A 17,907-nucleotide genomic window follows, 5' to 3' on the forward strand; every position below is an offset into this window, starting at 1 on the left:
TCATTCCTCGGATCTTGGGCGCAGGTTTTGTGGGTCAAACAGGGCGTCTGCGTGCACGGTGACGGGAATGGCACGGTTCAGGATCTGCACACTGAGGCCATCGCGTGGCGTGCCCTTGCGCACGAACAGCCAGCCAAGGCTCTTTCCGACCGTGTAGCCGTAGCCGCCCGAAGTGGTCAGGCCCACCGGCTTGCCGTCCAGCAGCACCGGCTCGCCGCCGTGAATGTCGATGTCATCGGCATGCAGTTCTGCATAATACAGCTCCCACCCCGGATCGCGGCTGAGAAGCGCATCGCGCCCCAGAAACTCCCGCCCTTCACTAACAACAAAACGCTCCAGCCCGACATCGAGCGGGCCAACATCGGCGGTCAACTCGCCGCTGGCGCGATAGGCTTTCTCCATGCGCATTCCATTGAAGGCGTAGGAACCGATGTCGATCAGGCCATGGGGGGTGCCTGCCTTAAACAAGGCGTCGTAGAGCGGGCCGATTTGCGCCAACGGTGCGTGCAGCTCCCAGCCCAGCTCGCCGACAAATGACACCCGCAATGCGTAACAAGGAATGCCCCCAACGGTAATCTCCTGACCGGACAGCCAGGGAAAGGCCGTGTTTGACAGATCAACGTCGGTGAGCTCTGCCAGGATGCGCCGCGACGCCGGGCCGGACATGGCCAGCATGCCCCAATCGGCGGACCGGTTGATCATCTTCACGTCTTCACCAGGGCGAATGTGCGCTTTGATCCAGTCGAAATCGGGTGTGGCCCGAGCGATGGGAGAGCCGGTGAAATAGCGGTTTTCGGCAATCCGCCAGACGGTGATTTCAGTCTCGAACCGGCCCTTCGGCGTCAGCAAATGGTTCAGGCTCATCCTGCCGTCTTTCGATGGAACCCGGTTGGCGGATAGCCGATCCAGCAACGCATGTGCATCCTTGCCGGAAATATCGAACTGGGCAAAGGCGCAAAGGTCAATCACACCAGCGGCACGGCGCGCTGCCTTTGCCTCGGCCATGGCGTTATTGTGCCAATTCTGATGCCCCCAGCCGATCTGTTCCACCTCGCCTACCTTGCCAAAATACCGAGGCCGTTCCCATCCGGCGATCTCGCCAAACACGGCGCCTTTGGCAGCCAGCCGATCATAGAGCGGGTGGCGGTTCAGGGGGCGCAGGCTGTCGAATTGCTTGCCCGGGCACGGCGTGTCATGGCGGCGCATGAACTCGTCCTTGGTGCGTTCGACAATGAAGGTATCGCTGGCGAAGTCACCATAGCGGCGCGGGTCAAAGCCACGCGTGTTGATCTCGGCCTCGCCGTGCACCATCCAATCGGCCAGAACCTTGCCCGCACCGCCTCCCCAGGCCAACCCGATGGACGATCCGCAGGACAGCCAGACATTCGGTGCCCCCGACGGCCCAACCAGCATGCCGCCATCTGGCGTGTGCGTGATCGCCCCGCGCACCGTTCGTTTGATGCCAAGCTTAGCCAGGATCGGCATCTTGCCCATGGCCACCATCAGGAAGTCGCTGATTGACTCGTAATCCGGCTGGAACAGCTCGTTCTCGGCAGCCCAGGGCGCGCCCTCGGGCATTGCCCATACGGTGGGGCAGACATGGCCCTCGTAAATGCCGATCAGTCCTGATTTCTGTTCCTGCCGGATATAGCCGCCATAGGCATTGTCCCGCATGACGGGCAGTTCCGGACGATCTTGGAATTCGGGTACGGTATCGGTGACAAGATAATGGTGCAGGCAGGACACGCTGGGAATTTTCAACCCGAACCATTCGCCGACCTGATTGGCATAGGACCCGGCGGCGATGATCACATGTTCTGCCATAACATCGCCGGTTTCCGTGCGCAGCAACCACATGCCGCCTTTGCGCGAGGCCCCCGTGACACGGGTGTTGCGTTCGATCACTGCACCGCGCGCGCGACTTGCTGCGGCCAACGCCATGGTCACACCTGACGGGTCGATATGCCCGTCCTCATAAGTGCGTATGGCTGCCTTTACATCGTCGACCTTGTAAAACGGGTTGAGAGCTGCGACCTCGTCCGGCCCGATCAGATCCATAGGCAGATCTAGCAGCTTGCCCACGCCCATGATCGACTTCATCCAGTCGACCTCGTCGTCGGTGGTGGCAATACGGATACCACCAACCTCGTGCCAGCCAATGCTTTGACCGGTCTCTTGTTCAACACGCTTGTAAACCTCGATCGACGTTTTGTTGATCCAGCCCATCAGGCGGCTGCCCACGGCATGGGCAATCTGTCCCGCCGCATGCCATGTCGAGCCGCTGGTGAGTTCCGCCTTTTCGAACAGGATGCTATCGGTCCAGCCATTTTCGGCCAACTGAAACTGAGCTGCGACACCCATTATTCCACCACCTATTATGGCTACTCGGGTGGTACGGATCGTATCGCTCATGCGAAACACTCCTTGGCGGGTTTGAGAGAGGCTTTGGCCGCATAGCGCGTGCACGCGATTTCAACTTCAAAGCCGTCCACAACAGTTTGCGCCTCAAGCCTGTCCAAAGCTGCGCTGACTATGCCAAGCGCCACAGAGCGTTCAAACCGATAGCTCCACGCTGCCGAGGCGATCTGCCCGACGACACGCCCGTTGAAATAGATTGGTTCATCATGGATCGGGATTGCGTCTGGTGAATCAAACAGGATCGAAACGATCCGTCGTTGGGGTTGGTGGCCTTTCAGCACGTCTTCACCGACAAACCCGGTACCGAACGCACAAAATGCGTCCAAACCGGCTTCGAACGGTGTCGTGCCGGGCGTCAGTTCGTGACCAAAGGCGCGAAAACCGCTCTCGATCCGCAGGCTGCTGCTGGCATAGAGCCCGGCATGGGTCGCCCCAGCCGCGATCAGCGCCTCATACGCGGTCATCGCCATGTCGGCGGGAATATATAGTTCAAAGCCGTCTTCCCCGGTAAAGGAAAGTCGTCCGGCCCAGCCCCGTGCAAGACCGATTTCCACCGGGGCAAAGCAGAACCGCTTCAGATCGGGGACCCTGCTGTTTGTGGTGGCTTGCAGAACAGTGCGCGCCTGCGCCCCGGCCAGCCCGAGGATGGCATAGCCGCTTGTCACGTCGGTAAACTCTACGCGGTGGTTCTTACGGGTGTCGCGCATCCGCTGCATCACACGTACGACCTCACCCGATCCAACGATCAACAGATAGGCGCCCGGCCCGTGGCGTTGAACCGTCAGGTCGCTTTCCACGCCGCCGCGTTCATTGAGGATTTGACTGTAAGCGATACGTCCCACGGGCACACCCATTTGGGCTGCGCAGAGGCGATTGAGAAATCCGCTGGCATCTGGTCCCTGCACCATGATCTTGCCAAAAGCGCTTTGGTCCAAAATGGCAGCCCCCGTGCGGCAAGCGTCAACCTCATGCCCGACCTGTTCGCGCCAAGCAGGCACCCCAAAACTCAATGGCAAATGCGCCGCTTCGCTGCCAAAATGCACCGCGCGCTCCCATCCGCCGCGCGCCTCGAACTGAGCGCCTGCGGCGACCAGTCCGGCATGGATGGGCGAGCGGCGCTGTCCTCGGGCGGTGTCCATCGAACGCCCTGGATAGGGGTTGTCGTAGTGCCGACCCAATACCTCGGGTATCCGGGCCTCGAGCGCTCCCAGCACGTTCATTTCCGGGCTGAAACGTCGGATGTCTGCCTCGTTCAGCTCCATTGTCGGCTCACCGGCGATGATCCATTCGGCCATGGCCTTGCCAGCGCCACCCGCCAGCGCGATGCCAGTCGAATTCATCCCACCCATCAAGAACAGCCCCGGCACCTCTGGGCTTTCGCCCAGCATGAACTGACTGTCGAGCGTAAAGCTTTCCGGGCCGTTCAAAAGCATCCGCACCTCGGCGCGCTCCAATGCCGGAATGCGGCGCAGGGCATTTTCCATCATTGGCATGAAATGATCCCAATCCTCATCCAGCAGGTCGAACGAGAAATCGGCAGGAAGGCGATCCAGCGGCAGCCCCTTGGCGTGGGGCTCGAACGACCCGACCAACAGCCCCTCGACATCATCGCGGGCATAAAGGAAGGCATCCTGATCGTTCAGCGTTGGCAGATGCGTCCCCATGCCAAGGGCCTGAACTTCGGGAAGTGGCTTGGTCAGCATGTAGAAATGCTCGCAGGCATAAAGCGGCATGTGCGCGCCCGCCATTGCCGCCACTTCGCGCGACCACAGCCCGCAGGCGATCACCACCTCGTCGGCCTCGATCACATGATCGCCGATCTCGACACCAGAGATGCGCCCGGCTTTCTTTTGCAGGCCCGTGACGGCGGTTTCCTCAAAGATTTGCACCCCACGCGCGCGGGCACCCTTTGACAGGGCCAGGGCCACGTCGGACGGATTGACCCGGCCATCCGACGGTGACCAGACCGCGCCGATTACGTCATCCACTTCGATCAGCGGCCAGAGTTCTTTAGCCCGGGCCGCGTCGACCACCTCGGCATCGAGCCCGAAGGCGCGGCCCAGCGAGACCTGGCGCTTGATGTTGGTCAGGCGATCCGGGTTGGTTGCTAATGTCAGCGATCCGGTCTGGGTCCAGCCGGTGGCTTGTCCGGTTTCGCGCTCCAGCTCGCCATAGAGGTCGATGGAATAGTTGATCAGCCTGGTCAGCGTGGCTGAAGGCCGCAGGCGACGCACCAAACCCGCCGCATGCCAGGTGGTGCCGCTGGTCAGCTTAGAACGTTCCAGCACGACGATATCCCGCCGCCCCTCGCGGGCAAGGTGATAGGCGATGGAACAGCCGATGACACCACCGCCGATGATAACTGTCCGGGCGTGGGCTGGCAGGGTCATGGCAGCATTCCATCGCGAATCATGTCGGAAAGCGTGGCGCGGAAAGCGTCAATCGCTTCATCGATCAGGCCGGGCGTATGGGCAGCCGAGGTAAGGCCCGATGTATAGGCCATCATGTCCACCCCGCGCGCCAGCATCCCATCGCGGTAGGCTTTGACTTGAGCTTTGGGCAGGCCGCGGATTTCTGCCGGAGACAGACCGGCCAGACTGTCGCGTCCAAAGTGCACATGAAAGATCGAGCTGTCGCCATAAGCCAGCCCGCTCACCCCAAGATCCGTCATCGTCCCCTTCATGCCGTCACGCATCCGCGCCGCCATTTCGTTTGCTTGGGCTTGTGCCTTGCCGGTTGCCAACAGGGGCATTGCCGCGCAAGCGGCGGCGGCGACCAGAGGCGCACCGTTGAAGGTGCCCTTGTGGCTGACCGCCGGGGCCAGCCCGTCGCGCAAAATCGCGTTGTTCATCAATTCCATGATGTCGGCCCGGCCACAAACCGCCCCGCCGGGCAGCCCGCCGGTAACGATTTTCGCCAAAGTGGTCAGATCCGGTACGATGCCATCTCGCGCCTGTCGCCCACCGGGGGACCAGCGGAAGCCGGTTATAATCTCGTCAAAGATCAACACGACACCGGCGTCACGGGCTATGTCATGCAGGGCATGCAATGTCTCGGTTTCCAGCGGCACGCAGCCGTAATTGGCCCCGGACGCCTCGATGATCACCGTGCCGATACGCTCATCCTGAAGAGCAGTCTGCATGGCCTGCGGCTCGGCCGCGCAAACATGAATCAGGTCGTTCACCACGTCAGGAATGCCAAGCGAAGGCGCCCTGACACTGCCAGGTTTTGCACCTTTCAGTGCGTGATCGTGCCAGCCGTGAAAATGCCCATCGATGCGCAGCACGTGTTCTTTGCCCGACCAAGCGCGACCCAAACGCAACGCCAGCATGGTCGCCTCTGTCCCCGAGGCGGTGAAGCGCGTACGATTTGCCGACGGATAAAGCCGGTTGATCCATTCTGCCCAGAAGATCTCGGCCTCATGACAATCCGCCGAGAAAATCGACCGTTCGGCCTGTTTCCGGATCGCTTCGGTAATCACCGGATGACAATGGCCCAGCATCTGACTGGCCGAGCCCATTTTGAAATCAATATACCGCCGTCCGTCCACATCCCACTTTTCCGCCCCTACGGCGCGATCAAAATAGGCCGGATAGGGATCGCGGTATCGCAATTCATGACTTACCCCGCCAGGCAGGGCGGCCCGGGCGCGGGTGCTGAGCTCGCTGCTGTTCATGTCGGCCTGCCGATCTGTTCGCGGGTCAGACGGATGTCGAAACGCGCGCGCAATGCACGGTCAAGATCGTCCGGAATGTGGCGCGGGTAGTGGGTGGCCAAAATGTCCTGAGCACTTTGCCGGGCCAGATCGCCAACCGGATGCGCGCCGTCCTGCTGCCATTCCCGGGGGGTGCGGCGGTCGCCGACGCCGGGGTAGAAATAGTCCGACTTCATTCGGTCGAACGTATGTGTCTCACCCAAATAGTGACCTTCGCCATGACACACCCCGGCGATCACCTCTGCCGCGATGTTTTCAGGCGTGGCTTCTATGCCGCGCAGAGTGCGCAGGATGTTTCCCAAAAGGTCATTGTCGCTGACATAGGCTGCGTGGCTGACGCCCAGAAGGCTCGACATCATCCCGGCCGCCTGAGTAACGATGTTGGATCCAGCATGGGCCGCCATGGCCACGGCCAGCGATTTCTCGGCGCCATATTGCGCATCGAGGCACTTCGCGTCGGTAATGCCCGCGATGGATGAGGTTGGCAGGTCGAAATGCCGCCCCATCTGCGCCGCACCGGCCATCAGGATCGCCTGTTCACCGCCGCCACCGCTCATCGAGCCTGTGCGCAGATCGGCCACCAGCGGCTTCGGGGCAAAGATTGCTTTGACTTCCGGGTCGACAAGCCGGGCAAACACCAGCCCGGCCAGCGTTTCGGCCACGGCCTGCACCAGTGATCCAGCGATGGTCGCGGGGCTGGTCGCCCCGGCTTGGCCCGCGCTGATCAGCTGAACCGGGAAACCCGCATTGATCGCCGCCTCGAGCACCGCGCAGGCCTCTTCGGCAAACCGCATGGGAGGCACCACGTGGCAGACCATTACGGTCAGGAAAGGACGGGCGCGAAACGTGGCTTCGCCACCGGCAATGCGATAACAGAGCTCGGCAATGGCGGGCACATTTTCCGGTTCACTGATCGAAATCGACACATGCTTGGACGTACCCATCAGGCAGGCATAGGCGGTGTTGATATCCATTTCAGCGTTGTCGTCGATATCTCGCGCGACAACCGAGCGGCTGAAATGATGGATGTTGTCCATCTGGTCGACGATCCGCGCCGCATCATAAAGGTCAGCAAGGGTCGAATCCCGATAAGCCCCGGTATCTAGATCAAAAACACCCGGTGCCGCGCCACCGGTCGACATATGCACCCGGGCGCCTTCTATGCATAGGTCATGCATTGGGCTCTGCCCGCACAGCGTGAACCCTCGCTGCGCTTTGCTGATCGCCTCCTGCACAAGGCCGCGGGGAAACAACAATCTGCCGTCATCGGTCAATCGGCCACCTGCTTTGGAGACCCTTTCGATCATCGAAGGGATGGCCTGGCTCAAGCCCAGCGTCTCCAGCAGCGTGAGTGCGGCGTCCTCAACCAATGCAACTTCTTTTGGGGAGAGCGGTTTGAAACGCGCGCCCTCGAGCCCGGGCCAAACCGGCGGGTTGGGATCGGGTTCATCCGTTTGTTTCAGGCGCTCTTTCCGACCACGCCTTCGGGATTCCACGGTCATTTTTGCATGAGTCCAACTTAATATTGTCCTACATTGCTCTTACCTACAGACCTATACAAATGGTCATTTCTCAGCGAGAAATGAGTTTTACTCACCTATGGAGCAAACATGCTACCTTCTCTCTCTGCCCTTCGTGCGTTTGATGCAGCCGCAAGGCGGGGGAGCTTTCGCGCCGCCGCCGAGCATCTGTCGATTACCCCAACCGCGATCAGCCACCATATCCGGGGCCTCGAAGACACTCTTGGGGTCAAGCTGTTCGAGCGTACCGGACGTCAGGTCAGGCTGACCGAAGACGGCATACGACTGGCCGAAACGACCGGGCAGGCATTCGGCATGCTAAACGATACGGTTCGTGCCCTGCGACGGACCTCGCGCAAGGTGGTGCGCCTTGCCGCAGGTCCGATTTTCACTGCCCGTTGGCTGATGCCCCGGATCAGCGACCTCTGGGAGCAGTATCCCCGGATCGAGCTGGAGGTTGTGCCGCATTATCGGCCCCGCATGGGCAATCACACCCAAGCGGATATTGTAATCAGCTGGGAGCGCCTTGCAGATATGCCGAGCAGTGCCATAAAGCTTCTCGAGTTGCGCCCCGTCGCAATTGCCAGCAAGGGGTATATTGACCAACATGGGGCAATCCAAGCGCCCGAGGATTTGTTGACCTTGCCTATTCTACACCAAAGGAACCATTGGGGTTGGCTTGACTGGTTTGCCGCCATGGGCGTGCAACCGGAAACCCCTTTGCGGGGGGCTGTGTTCGAAGATGCCAATGTTCTTTTTCGGGGCGCAGCCGAAGGTCAGGGGGCTATTGTTGGCTGGCTACCTTTGATTGAACAGGACCTGAGGGAAAGACGGGTTGTTCGCTTGTTCGAAGAAGACATTACACCAACTCACGGGTATTTCGTTGAAGCCTGGGAAGGCAACCGAACCCGGAGAGAGACGCAGGACGTTCTGGATTGGCTGAGTTCTCAGAACTGTGCGCTGGACGCCCCTGGAGCCTGAAGGCGAGACTGGTGCCATGTCCAAACCGGCCATTGGGGTTTGTCGCTGTGGTAGCCCAGTTCGAAAAACGCCTGTACGATTTGACAGGTTCAATGGCAGGATTGTCCCTCGATCTGTGAAGCGGAAAAGGTCGGGTATTCGCTCTGGCAGCGAAAGTCCGCAGAGCGAGTTGTGATCAATGCAACTGAGTTGGCTGCTGGATGTCCGTTCAGGGCCGTCCAAGACGGCTACCTTTTGTTGGGTCATATGAAATGCTGCGTTCGATCTTATGGCCGCGAAGAGCCCGTATTTAGTAATGCTGCGCGTCTTCTAGGCGGCAGAAAAGCGTAAAAAACTGCCGTTCTCACTGGCCCGTTGCGGATCAGGTGTGTGGTGAAAACCTAAGGCTTCAATCGGCCCCCTGTTTTCGCCTGAAGCGGTCAAGTTGAGCCTGATAGGCGATTAGCTCATCTTCAATCCTTGAATTTGTCCAGCCCAGATGTGGCGCTGCAGTCTCGGCAATTTTGCGGGCTTGTCCCAGGCCTTGATCCGGTTCCCACCCCAGACCAAGCCTCCGCATGAGCAAATCAGCCAGATTGGCGGGCATTTCGTTGCGCGCGCAACGCGCAATCTCGGAGCTGTAATCCTTTGGCATCTGGTTGCCGTCACATGCAGCGTCGTAGTCGAATATTGTCTGAGCGCTACAGTATTGCAGATCGCGCCGATCTCCGGAGGGCACTAGTCGCTTTTGAATCTCCCGGGTGATTTTTCTTGCGACGCGCCTATGGGTCATGATCGGGCCACCAGTCAGCGCCAGCATGTTGGGCAATCCATCAACCGCCAAATCATGTATCTTGATCTCGCGACTACCCATTGGATCCAGCGGATCACGCGTCAGCGGGTTGACGCCAGCCCAGGTAAACAGCACATCGCTGGGTTCCAAAGACAGCTTTGGAAGACACCGGTTGGTTTCCGAAACCATCCATTCAATTTCCTGGTCCGTCGCCGAGACGCTAGCGGCATCTCCTTGGAATGGTGTTCGCGTCAAACCGACATAATGGATACCGCGAAAGGGTAGGCAATAAAGTGGCTCGCCTATGCTGTTATAGGTGAATACCCCCCAATCAGCGAATTCCTCTGGCAGTTGAACCGCAATATGTATGCCCTTCATCCCCGCACATCTGGGAGCCGTATTTGAACCAGTCCTGGCAGTCACATCATCGACCCAAGCCCCTGCCAGATTGAGGACAAAGTCCGCGGTGACAGTGGCCGATTCAGGGGTGTGCAATGCGCCCTGCTCAGTCGATTGCAGCGTAATGTGCCACCGCGCATCCTTTTGCGCTTGCCTGATCTCCACCACCCGTGTGTAGTTACGAACGCACGCTCCCATCCGACGCGCATCAAACAGGGCATCCAGCGCGATACGCTCTGGCCAATCAAATAGATACTCCTGAAAAACCGCGATGCTGCGCAGCTTTTCAGGATCGCGCAACCATGGACTGATCGGAACCTGGTCGGTTTGGCCGGGGCGACAGCGACGATACTTAAGCGGCTCGCCGGTCGGACTAGTCATCCGTAGTGCTGCAAAGGCCGCATCCAGTTGCCAGGGGGTGTATTGATCATCTGAATAGATCGGCAAACAGAAGTTGATTGGCTTTACCCGGATGGGGATCGTGCGCACGATTTCGTCTCTGGCAAGCATGTCATCACGAACGGTTTTCATGGACATAGCCAGATGCCGTGGGCGCAACAACGTCCGCCAAATATTGGAGCCTGATGCCAAATGCCTGAGACCACAATGGAGCAAGCGACTGGACCGGCTGGTTGCCCCATTGGCAAAATCACCCTGATCGACCACAAGCACCTTGTACCCGGCCGCGCAGAGATGTTGGGCGGCGCTGGCGCCATTAATTCCGGCACCGACAACGGCAATATCAAAGTGGGTTTGCTCTAACTGGGACAGTCCGTGAGGTGACGTCGATGCGTTCGGCGGCAATGGTGTCTCCTTTTGTATCGTTATTGGTTTCAGCATGAAAAGGTACGAATTCCACCAGTTTCCGACCAAATCCCAATGTCATGGGAATTTCTATCTGCCATCAGACGGTATATACTCTGAGCCACATTCTAGCGATGGCAGCCGCGAAACTTAACTATAGCGCTTTGCATTGTACGCAAAACACAGAAAGCGCCAGTTTCGGTCATTTGTTCGACGGCGGCGAAAGTTCACTTGGTTTTGTTGCAAAGATTTGAGCCCGTTGAGTTGTTTCGGCAATCGCTTGTGAGTCAGGTGGCGAGCTCAGCAAACTGCTGAAATGGGCAGAGTCCGGGCGTGATTTGACCCTTGCGGATCATGTGCGCCACTTCTATTCCGTCAAGCGTTGCCGCCGCTGAAGCAAAGGCCTTGAACCCCAGCATTGGCCGAGTGCGTCTCTTGATGAAACGGTGGTCCTGTTCCACGATATTGTTCAAGTATTTCCGCCTCACCATCTCAATTGGGATCGGGCAGCCAAAGCTTTTGAGCATTTTGTTGATGGCCTTGATGCCGGCGGTGTTGGCACCGCTCTTGTCGATCACAATCTTCTTCGGCAACCCATTGATCTCCAACATCCTGGCGAAGAACTTGGTGGCGGCTGGTTTGTTGCGACGTCGCGAAAGCATGAAATCAAGGGTCTTGCCGTGCTTGTCGACAGCTCGATAGAGGTAAACCCACGCGCCTTTAACTTTGATGTAAGTTTCGTCCATTCTCCACGAACGATTACAAGGCCCTTTGCGGCGACGTGCTGCCTCAGCGATTGCACCAGAATACCGTGTTACCCACCGGTTCAGCGTGGTGTGGTCCACTGAAACACCGCGCTCGGCCATGATTTCTTCCAGATCCCGGTAAGACACACCGTATCGGACATAGAAAAACACCGCGAACAGGATCACATCCTTCGGATATTGCGCGCCTTTGAAGGAAACCATGAACTGACTTTCGACTGATTTTACCGAAAGTCATTCACCCGCAGCATCTGACCTCGTCAACAGCCAAAAGTTTGCAACAGATCCTGGCGCAGATCATGGCCTGCGACCGTGATTTCACCGTCCGGCGCCACAAGCAATCGCGTGAGCAGCGACACCAGTGTCGATTTACCGGCCCCATTCGGACCGAGCAGACCGCAGAACATCCCCGCCGACACGTCAAAAGAGACAGCATCCAAAGCCGTCTTGGCGCCATAATGAAAGCTCAGGTCGCGTACGGCGAGACCAGGATCGGTTTCCGCCGAGGGGCGCGCGTCTGACATTCTTCCTCCGTCCCGAACCATGGTTCTTGACAGCAGCTTGCATCGTCGGGGCGCGTTTCTCAACCTTCCAGTCCGAGGCCGGACCACGACTTAAGTATGTGAAGCTTCACGGATTTGATGGTATTTCCCGAAGGATCCGTCGCCAAAACTGGCCAGCCGAGACTGTCAGGGGAAGGCTGGCCTGATCGGCGCGAACACCCCGTTTTGCGGGTACCGCTTTTCAGTTTGCGTTCAGCAAAAACGATCTGAACTCTTTGAAGGCGGGGGATCTGCTGAAAGAGGGTGTGAATTTGGCCACCATTGCGCGGGGAAGCTTCAACGAGGCCGAAAACGGGCGAACCAGATCGCCATTGTCCAGCAATTTCTGAACCAGAACTTCGTGCGCCATCAACACGCCACCGCCATGACGCGCCTCTTCCAGCGCGACGGAATACAACGAGTGCACGGTTCCCGTCTTCGGTACACGTGCGCCATCTGGTTGGCTGTTCAGCCAATTGTCCCAATCATTTGCCCATGCCCCGTCATGGAGAAGGGTTTCCTGCGAAAGATCTGAAACAGATTTCAATCTGTCCGCGACCGAGGGCGCGCAAACCGGGAAAATCACATCTTCGGCTATTTTGATTTCGTTGATTCCGATCGTTTCACCGGAAAAGAACAAAGTCATGTCAAATGGTTCACGCGCAAGGTTTGGCGGCGTTTCAAGGGCCACAACAGACACGGACAAATCCGGGGCAATTTGCCTGAGCGTTCCAAGTCTGGGCGCCAGCCACAATTGCGCGATCGACGGCAGCGCGGCGACCTTGACCTTGCGCGGCAGGGCCTTGGTTCGAAGTTCCTGCACGGCCATTCCCAATTGATCAAACGCCTGGGTGAACCCGGGCAAAAGCTCTTCGGCGAGCGCCGTCATCTCGACCCCGCGGGCATTTCGGACAAAAAGTTGGGTGCCGGCCCAGGCTTCAAGGGCCTTGACGTGCTGAGTTATCGCGCCTGGTGTAACGGATAGCTCGTCTGCCGCAGCGGCAAAACTTCCAAGCCGAGCCGCCGCTTCAAATGCTCGTAAAGCATTGAGATGTGGGCCTTTCGGGCGACGAGGGGAAAGTGACATCCATTTAAGCCTTAGTTTTTCTGCGGCAAATAAATAGCAATACTGATTTGCTTCGGCCAGTGGAACTCTGGAATTTTGGAGAAAACGCAATCGCATCGGAGGAGCCCGGATGTCGCGGCACTTTGAAAACCCAGTCGGGATGACCGACCCCGTCGTCGCAGAAGCTCTTGCAAACGAGAAAAAGCGCCAGCAGGATCAAATTGAGCTGATCGCGTCCGAAAATATCGTCAGCCGTGCGGTGCTGGATGCTCTCGGGCATGAGATGACCAACAAGACGCTTGAAGGGTATCCGGGAAACCGGTTCCACGGCGGCGGTCAGTTTGTCGACGTCGTCGAGCAGGCGGCAATCGACCGCGCCAAGGAACTGTTCGGGTGCGACTATGCCAATGTTCAGCCCCATTCCGGCAGCCAGGCGAACCTTGCTGTTTTCTTTCTGCTGCTCAAGCCTGGTGACAGGGTCTTGTCGCTGGATCTGGCCGCCGGCGGTCATCTGAGTCACGGCCTGAAGGCCAACCTGTCGGGTCGCTGGTTCGAACCGCATCATTATGGTGTCGACGCCGAATCCGAGGTCATTGACTGCGATGCGCTGGAAAAACTGGCCGAGGAAATCCGGCCAAAGCTGCTGATCGCGGGTGGGTCTGCCTATCCACGGGAAATCGACTTCGAGCGTATGGGGCAAATCGCCAGGAAGGTCGGTGCGCATTTTCATGTGGACATGGCCCATATTGCCGGGCTGGTCGCTGCGGGCGTGCATCCTTCGCCTTTTCCGCATGCGGACATTGTGACGTGCACCACGACAAAAACACTGCGTGGTCCTCGTGGCGGGGTGATCCTCACCAACAACGAGGACTGGTTCAAGAGGCTGCAATCTGCGGTTTTCCCCGGCGTTCAGGGTTCGATCCACAGCCAGGTTCTGGCGGCCAAAGCAGTTTGCCTTGCCGAAGCGCTTACGGATGAATTCAAGGACTACGGAGCGCAGGTCAAAGCCAACGCCGCCAAACTCGCGGAAACCTTGCAGTCCCGGGGGTTGCGTATCGTGTCCGGTGGTACTGACACGCATCTGGTGCTCGTGGATCTCAGCCCCAAGGGTATCACAGGCAAACGTGCCGAGGTCGTTCTGGAGAAGGCCAACATCACGACCAACAAAAACGCGATCCCCAATGACAGCACGCGACCGCCAGAATGGGTTGGATTGCGCCTGGGCGTGAGCGCGGCCACGACCCGCGGAATGAAACAGGCCGCGTTCGACCAGTTGGCAAACGTGATTGCGGATCTGATCGAAGCTGAGGCCGCGGGTGATACCGGTGCGACAATTCTGCGCTGCAAAACCTCGGTCGCTGCGTTGTGCAAATCGTACCCCATCTATCCAGCGTAGTCACTGCTTGCCCGGTGGCAGGGCCCATCGACCGCTCTGGACCATTGGTGTGAGGGCGTCACCGCTGCGTCATGGCAACGCGTGCCTGATTGGGTGTTTGGGCTGTACCATGTTTGCAAATTTTGGCATATTCGTGCAGTCCAAACCAAAGGGCCGGCCAATGCTCGCACCCGAACGCCACGCCATCATACTGGAAGAAGTCTCGCGCCAGCCAGCGGTCTCGATCCGTTCGCTGACGGAACGGCTTGGTGTGTCACGGGAAACCGTGCGCAAGGATATTGAACAGCTGGCACTGGAGAACAAGCTTTATCAGGTGCGGGGCGGCGCGACCAGTATCCGCAGGCGGGAACCTCCGATGGCCGACCGGGCTCAAACCAACCCGAAAGGCAAGGAACGGATTGGAGCCTATGTGGCAAGCGTGATCCCGGACGGGGCCAGCGTGATAATCGACAGCGGGTCAACGACAGTGGCGGCGGCGCAGGCTCTGGCTACTGTGCGACAAAATCTTACCATATATACCAATGATTTGACGATTGCATCCGTGTTGGCTTCGGCGGTCGCCGAAGTCACGCTGCTGGGCGGGCGGCTGGATTTTTCAGAGAATGCCACATTGGGTTTGGACACGCTCGACCACCTGTCGCGATACAATGCGGACTATGCGTTGATCGGGGTCGGCGGTGTGAGCTCTCGGGCATTGTTTACGGATTTCTCGCTGGAAGGCGCCAACCTGCGTCATATGATGATGCAGCGGTCGCAGCGGCCGCTGATCCTGGCTGATAGCAGCAAGTTCGACATGGTTGGTCCGATCGTAATGAAACCTTTGCCGGTGAAAGCGACACTGGTGGTGGATGAGGAGTTGCCAAATAGCATTGCTGGCGCGCTGCAAAGCCAGCCCGTGGATATTGTGATCGCATGACGCAATAACAGGAAAAAAATTGCCAAAATTTGCAAAGTACAAATAGGGTGAAGGGAAATCCGAATCCCTGAGTACGGAGCGACCCGATGGCTGACACCAAACTTCCGCACTGCGCAGCATGTCATTGTCGGAGGCATCATCATTGGCTGCACGGTTGCGTATCATCTGACCGGAAAGTTGCATCGTGATGTGGTGCTTATTGCGCAGGGGTAACCAAGCCGTGGCACCACATGGCATACGGTTGGTCTGGATCGTCAGTTGTGCAACCAACCCGCGATGACCAACCTGATCCGCCCCTCGCCGGGGTTGCATTGCCCAGCGGGTTTGAGCCCAATAAAGCGTTGCCGTCGCGATACAGGTCAAGCTTTGGTCGAGCCGCTGTGTGTGCGCGCAAACAAGCGCTCTGAAAGCCGAATTGTGACGCAAGACAAATATTCAGCTCATATCGTCGGGCCACAATGACATTACAGGCAGTTCTCATCGTCTTGACCGCAGCCGTGTTGCACGCGCTCTGGAATGCGGTTGTCAAAGGCGCGCCCGACAAAGCGGTTGTTTTGGGGTTGGTGGCGCTTGGCCACGCCGTGCCTGCGCTGATTGCGTTGCCTTTTATCGGCTTGCCGGTTTGGGCGGCGTTCCCCTTCATCATCGGCTCGACCCTGATCCACTGGGGGTACTATTGGTTTCTCAACACCGCGTACAAACATGGAGATCTGTCGGTGGTGTACCCGATCTCACGCGGGATGACGCCAATCCTGGTCGCGGTGGGTGCCATTCTTTTCGCGGGTGAGTTTCTGCCGCCGATCGCGTGGGTCGGCATTGTCTGCATCTCGGCTGGGATTGGGTGCCTGTCCCTGATCGGGTTGGGCCGAAACACAAGCTGGGTCGCCGTGGCGGCGGCGTTTGGCACGGGTCTGATGATAGCGTCCTATTCGATTGTGGACGGCATTGGTATCCGGCTGTCCGGGAACATACTGGGATACATTGCGGCACTGTTCGTTGCCGAAATTTTTGTTGCCGGGTTTATCTTCGCGACCAGATGGCAGCGTTTCGTAGCGCTGCCCAGGCGTTATGCCTGGGCGGGTCTGACAGGCGGCGTCATCTCTGGCCTGGCGTATGGGCTGGTGCTGTATGCCAAGACGGTCGCGCCCTTGGGCGTGGTGTCCGCCCTCAGGGAAAGTTCGGTTATCTTTGCGTCGCTTATTGGTGTGATGTGGTTCGGCGAAGGGCCGAAATCCAACAGGCTTCTTGCAGCGACCATTGTCGCGATCGGGATCGGACTGCTTGCGATGACACGTTGAGCGTTTTTTGCGCCACCGCAGGGAAAGTCTGAAGAATTCAGCGCCTTTGACATGCTCTGATGATCTGTTGATCGTCATGGTCCCGTTCCGCGCGGATCATCTGGGGCGGGCGGATTTCATCTATAGGAAATGCTTATGACATCGAAGATATAATCGATTTTTATTGGCGTTTTTATCTGTCAAACTGCTGTCAAACAATCGGTGCACAATAATCGAGTTCGAACGCCGCGCAAGAATGGCGAAAATAACATTACTACCAACAGAGGATCACAATGAAACAGACGACATCATTTCTCGCAGCCCTGACCATAGGTGCGCTGACGGCAACGGCTGCGGCATCGGAAACGGAATTGACAGTTTATACCGCAGTCGAAGCGGAAGACTTGGCCCGGTATGCCGAGACGTTCAATCAAAGCCATCCTGACATCAAGATCAATTGGGTTCGCGACTCGACCGGGATCATTACGGCGAAATTGCTGGCAGAACGTGATAATCCGCAGGCCGACGTTGTTTGGGGCCTGGCCGCCACGTCGCTGCTGCTGTTGAAATCAGAAGGTATGCTGGAGCCATATGCGCCGGCCGGTGTGGAAAACCTGGACAAGAAATTTGTTGATGGCGACACCCCCCCTGCCTGGGTCGGCATGGACGCCTGGGTTGCTGCCGTCTGCTACAATACAGTCGAGGCAGAGAAAGCCGGGCTGACCCCGCCGACATCCTGGAAGGATCTCACCGACCCGATGTACAAAGATCAGGTGATCATGCCCAATCCGAATTCATCGGGCACCGGGTTCCTTGACGTGTCCAGCTGGTTGCAGATGTTCGGTGAAGAAGGTGGTTGGGAATACATGGATGCGCTGCACGAGAACATCGCGCGGTACACCCATTCAGGTTCAAAACCCTGCAAACTGGCCGCGGCAGGCGAAATCCCGATTGGCATCTCTTTCGCGTTCCGCGGAGCAAAATCCAAAGCCGACGGCGCGCCGCTTGAGATCATCGTGCCTTCTGAGGGCGTGGGATGGGACATGGAAGCCACCGCAATTGTCGCCGGTACCGCAAATCTGGAGGCTGCGCAGAAGCTGGTGGACTTCACCGTCACCAAAGAGGCCAACGAGATGTACAACACCGGCTATGCCGTCGTGGCCTATCCGGGCGTTGCGAAACCGGTTGAGCACTTCCCAGACGGTCTTCTGGATGCAATGATCGAAAATGATTTTGAGTTTGCCGCCAACAATCGCGCGGCAATCCTGAAGGAATGGCAGTCTCGCTATGACGGAAAGTCGGAAGCGAAGTAACCCCTTTGGCAGGAGAGGCTTTCG

12 protein-coding genes and 1 pseudogene are annotated in these 17,907 nt (G+C 58.2%); 5 read left to right on the forward strand and 8 right to left on the reverse strand.

Going from position 1 to position 17,907, the window contains the following annotated elements; genetic code table 11:
• Genes FIU92_RS17865 through FIU92_RS17880 form a run of 4 tightly spaced genes read right to left on the reverse strand, consistent with a single transcriptional unit; the run spans position 1 to position 7,635 of the window.
• Positions 1-2,412, reverse strand: coding sequence for an FAD-dependent oxidoreductase (locus FIU92_RS17865; RefSeq protein ID WP_152460076.1), 2,412 nt, complete (start codon positions 2,410-2,412; stop codon positions 1-3).
• Positions 2,409-4,808 carry an FAD-dependent oxidoreductase gene (locus FIU92_RS17870; RefSeq protein ID WP_152460077.1) on the reverse strand — a complete coding sequence of 800 codons (2,400 nt, stop codon included), beginning with the start codon at positions 4,806-4,808 and terminating at the stop codon, positions 2,409-2,411. Before FIU92_RS17870 ends, FIU92_RS17865 begins: the two co-directional genes overlap by 4 nt.
• Entirely contained in the window at positions 4,805-6,094 is a 1,290-nt protein-coding gene (locus FIU92_RS17875; RefSeq protein ID WP_152460078.1) for an aspartate aminotransferase family protein, read from the reverse strand. Before FIU92_RS17875 ends, FIU92_RS17870 begins: the two co-directional genes overlap by 4 nt.
• On the reverse strand, positions 6,091-7,635 hold the full coding sequence (locus tag FIU92_RS17880) for a trimethylamine methyltransferase family protein (RefSeq protein WP_152460079.1): 1,545 nt from the start codon (positions 7,633-7,635) through the stop codon (positions 6,091-6,093). The genes FIU92_RS17875 and FIU92_RS17880 overlap by 4 nt, the downstream gene beginning before the upstream one ends.
• Positions 7,636-7,743: 108 nt before the next feature.
• Here FIU92_RS17880 and FIU92_RS17885 point away from each other — a divergent pair, with 108 nt between their 5' ends.
• Complete coding sequence (locus FIU92_RS17885; protein WP_152460080.1) at positions 7,744-8,634, forward strand: LysR family transcriptional regulator; 891 nt, start codon at positions 7,744-7,746, stop codon at positions 8,632-8,634.
• Positions 8,635-9,022: 388 nt separating this feature from the next.
• On the opposite strand, the gene FIU92_RS17890 is transcribed toward FIU92_RS17885, so the two are convergent.
• The 4 genes and pseudogenes from FIU92_RS17890 to FIU92_RS17905 all read right to left on the reverse strand — a co-directional run bounded on the left by FIU92_RS17890 (position 9,023) and on the right by FIU92_RS17905 (position 13,002).
• Positions 9,023-10,645: an FAD-dependent oxidoreductase gene (locus FIU92_RS17890; protein WP_152460081.1), complete on the reverse strand. Its 1,623-nt coding sequence runs from the start codon at positions 10,643-10,645 to the stop codon at positions 9,023-9,025.
• A gap of 251 nt (positions 10,646-10,896) precedes the next feature.
• Positions 10,897-11,577, reverse strand: a complete 681-nt coding sequence (locus FIU92_RS17895) for an IS6 family transposase (protein ID WP_152459955.1) — start codon at positions 11,575-11,577, stop codon at positions 10,897-10,899.
• A gap of 86 nt (positions 11,578-11,663) precedes the next feature.
• A pseudogene (locus FIU92_RS17900) lies at positions 11,664-11,897 on the reverse strand (ATP-binding cassette domain-containing protein); the annotation flags it as partial.
• A gap of 220 nt (positions 11,898-12,117) precedes the next feature.
• Positions 12,118-13,002: a LysR family transcriptional regulator gene (locus tag FIU92_RS17905; protein ID WP_172978533.1), complete on the reverse strand. Its 885-nt coding sequence runs from the start codon at positions 13,000-13,002 to the stop codon at positions 12,118-12,120.
• A 139-nt stretch (positions 13,003-13,141) separates the two neighbouring features.
• On the opposite strand from FIU92_RS17905, the gene glyA reads away from it, so the two are divergent.
• The 4 genes from glyA to FIU92_RS17925 all read left to right on the forward strand — a co-directional run bounded on the left by glyA (position 13,142) and on the right by FIU92_RS17925 (position 17,883).
• Positions 13,142-14,377: a serine hydroxymethyltransferase gene (gene glyA / locus FIU92_RS17910; RefSeq protein WP_254705407.1), complete on the forward strand. Its 1,236-nt coding sequence runs from the start codon at positions 13,142-13,144 to the stop codon at positions 14,375-14,377.
• Positions 14,378-14,537: 160 nt separating this feature from the next.
• Entirely contained in the window at positions 14,538-15,293 is a 756-nt protein-coding gene (locus FIU92_RS17915; RefSeq protein ID WP_172978534.1) for a DeoR/GlpR family DNA-binding transcription regulator, read from the forward strand.
• Positions 15,294-15,751: 458 nt separating this feature from the next.
• Positions 15,752-16,591 (forward strand): EamA family transporter, encoded by an 840-nt coding sequence (locus FIU92_RS17920; protein ID WP_152460086.1) that lies wholly within the window; start codon positions 15,752-15,754, stop codon positions 16,589-16,591.
• Positions 16,592-16,863: 272 nt separating this feature from the next.
• On the forward strand, positions 16,864-17,883 hold the full coding sequence (locus tag FIU92_RS17925) for a putative 2-aminoethylphosphonate ABC transporter substrate-binding protein (protein ID WP_152460087.1): 1,020 nt from the start codon (positions 16,864-16,866) through the stop codon (positions 17,881-17,883).
• Positions 17,884-17,907: the final 24 nt, after the last annotated feature.

This window comes from Ruegeria sp. THAF33 (genome assembly GCF_009363615.1).
GTDB lineage: Bacteria > Pseudomonadota > Alphaproteobacteria > Rhodobacterales > Rhodobacteraceae > Ruegeria.

What these genes read in the sequence shown, in the direction of transcription:
- FIU92_RS17865 (WP_152460076.1), bottom strand. Translation starts at nt 2,412, where the DNA reads ATGAGCGATACGATCCGTACCACCCGAGTAGCCATAATAGGTGGTGGA.
- FIU92_RS17870 (WP_152460077.1), bottom strand. Translation starts at nt 4,808, where the DNA reads ATGACCCTGCCAGCCCACGCCCGGACAGTTATCATCGGCGGTGGTGTC.
- FIU92_RS17875 (WP_152460078.1), bottom strand. Translation starts at nt 6,094, where the DNA reads ATGAACAGCAGCGAGCTCAGCACCCGCGCCCGGGCCGCCCTGCCTGGC.
- FIU92_RS17880 (WP_152460079.1), bottom strand. Translation starts at nt 7,635, where the DNA reads ATGACCGTGGAATCCCGAAGGCGTGGTCGGAAAGAGCGCCTGAAACAA.
- FIU92_RS17885 (WP_152460080.1), top strand. Translation starts at nt 7,744, where the DNA reads ATGCTACCTTCTCTCTCTGCCCTTCGTGCGTTTGATGCAGCCGCAAGG.
- FIU92_RS17890 (WP_152460081.1), bottom strand. Translation starts at nt 10,645, where the DNA reads ATGCTGAAACCAATAACGATACAAAAGGAGACACCATTGCCGCCGAAC.
- FIU92_RS17895 (WP_152459955.1), bottom strand. Translation starts at nt 11,577, where the DNA reads ATGGTTTCCTTCAAAGGCGCGCAATATCCGAAGGATGTGATCCTGTTC.
- FIU92_RS17905 (WP_172978533.1), bottom strand. Translation starts at nt 13,002, where the DNA reads ATGTCACTTTCCCCTCGTCGCCCGAAAGGCCCACATCTCAATGCTTTA.
- glyA (WP_254705407.1), top strand. Translation starts at nt 13,142, where the DNA reads ATGACCGACCCCGTCGTCGCAGAAGCTCTTGCAAACGAGAAAAAGCGC.
- FIU92_RS17915 (WP_172978534.1), top strand. Translation starts at nt 14,538, where the DNA reads ATGCTCGCACCCGAACGCCACGCCATCATACTGGAAGAAGTCTCGCGC.
- FIU92_RS17920 (WP_152460086.1), top strand. Translation starts at nt 15,752, where the DNA reads ATGACATTACAGGCAGTTCTCATCGTCTTGACCGCAGCCGTGTTGCAC.
- FIU92_RS17925 (WP_152460087.1), top strand. Translation starts at nt 16,864, where the DNA reads ATGAAACAGACGACATCATTTCTCGCAGCCCTGACCATAGGTGCGCTG.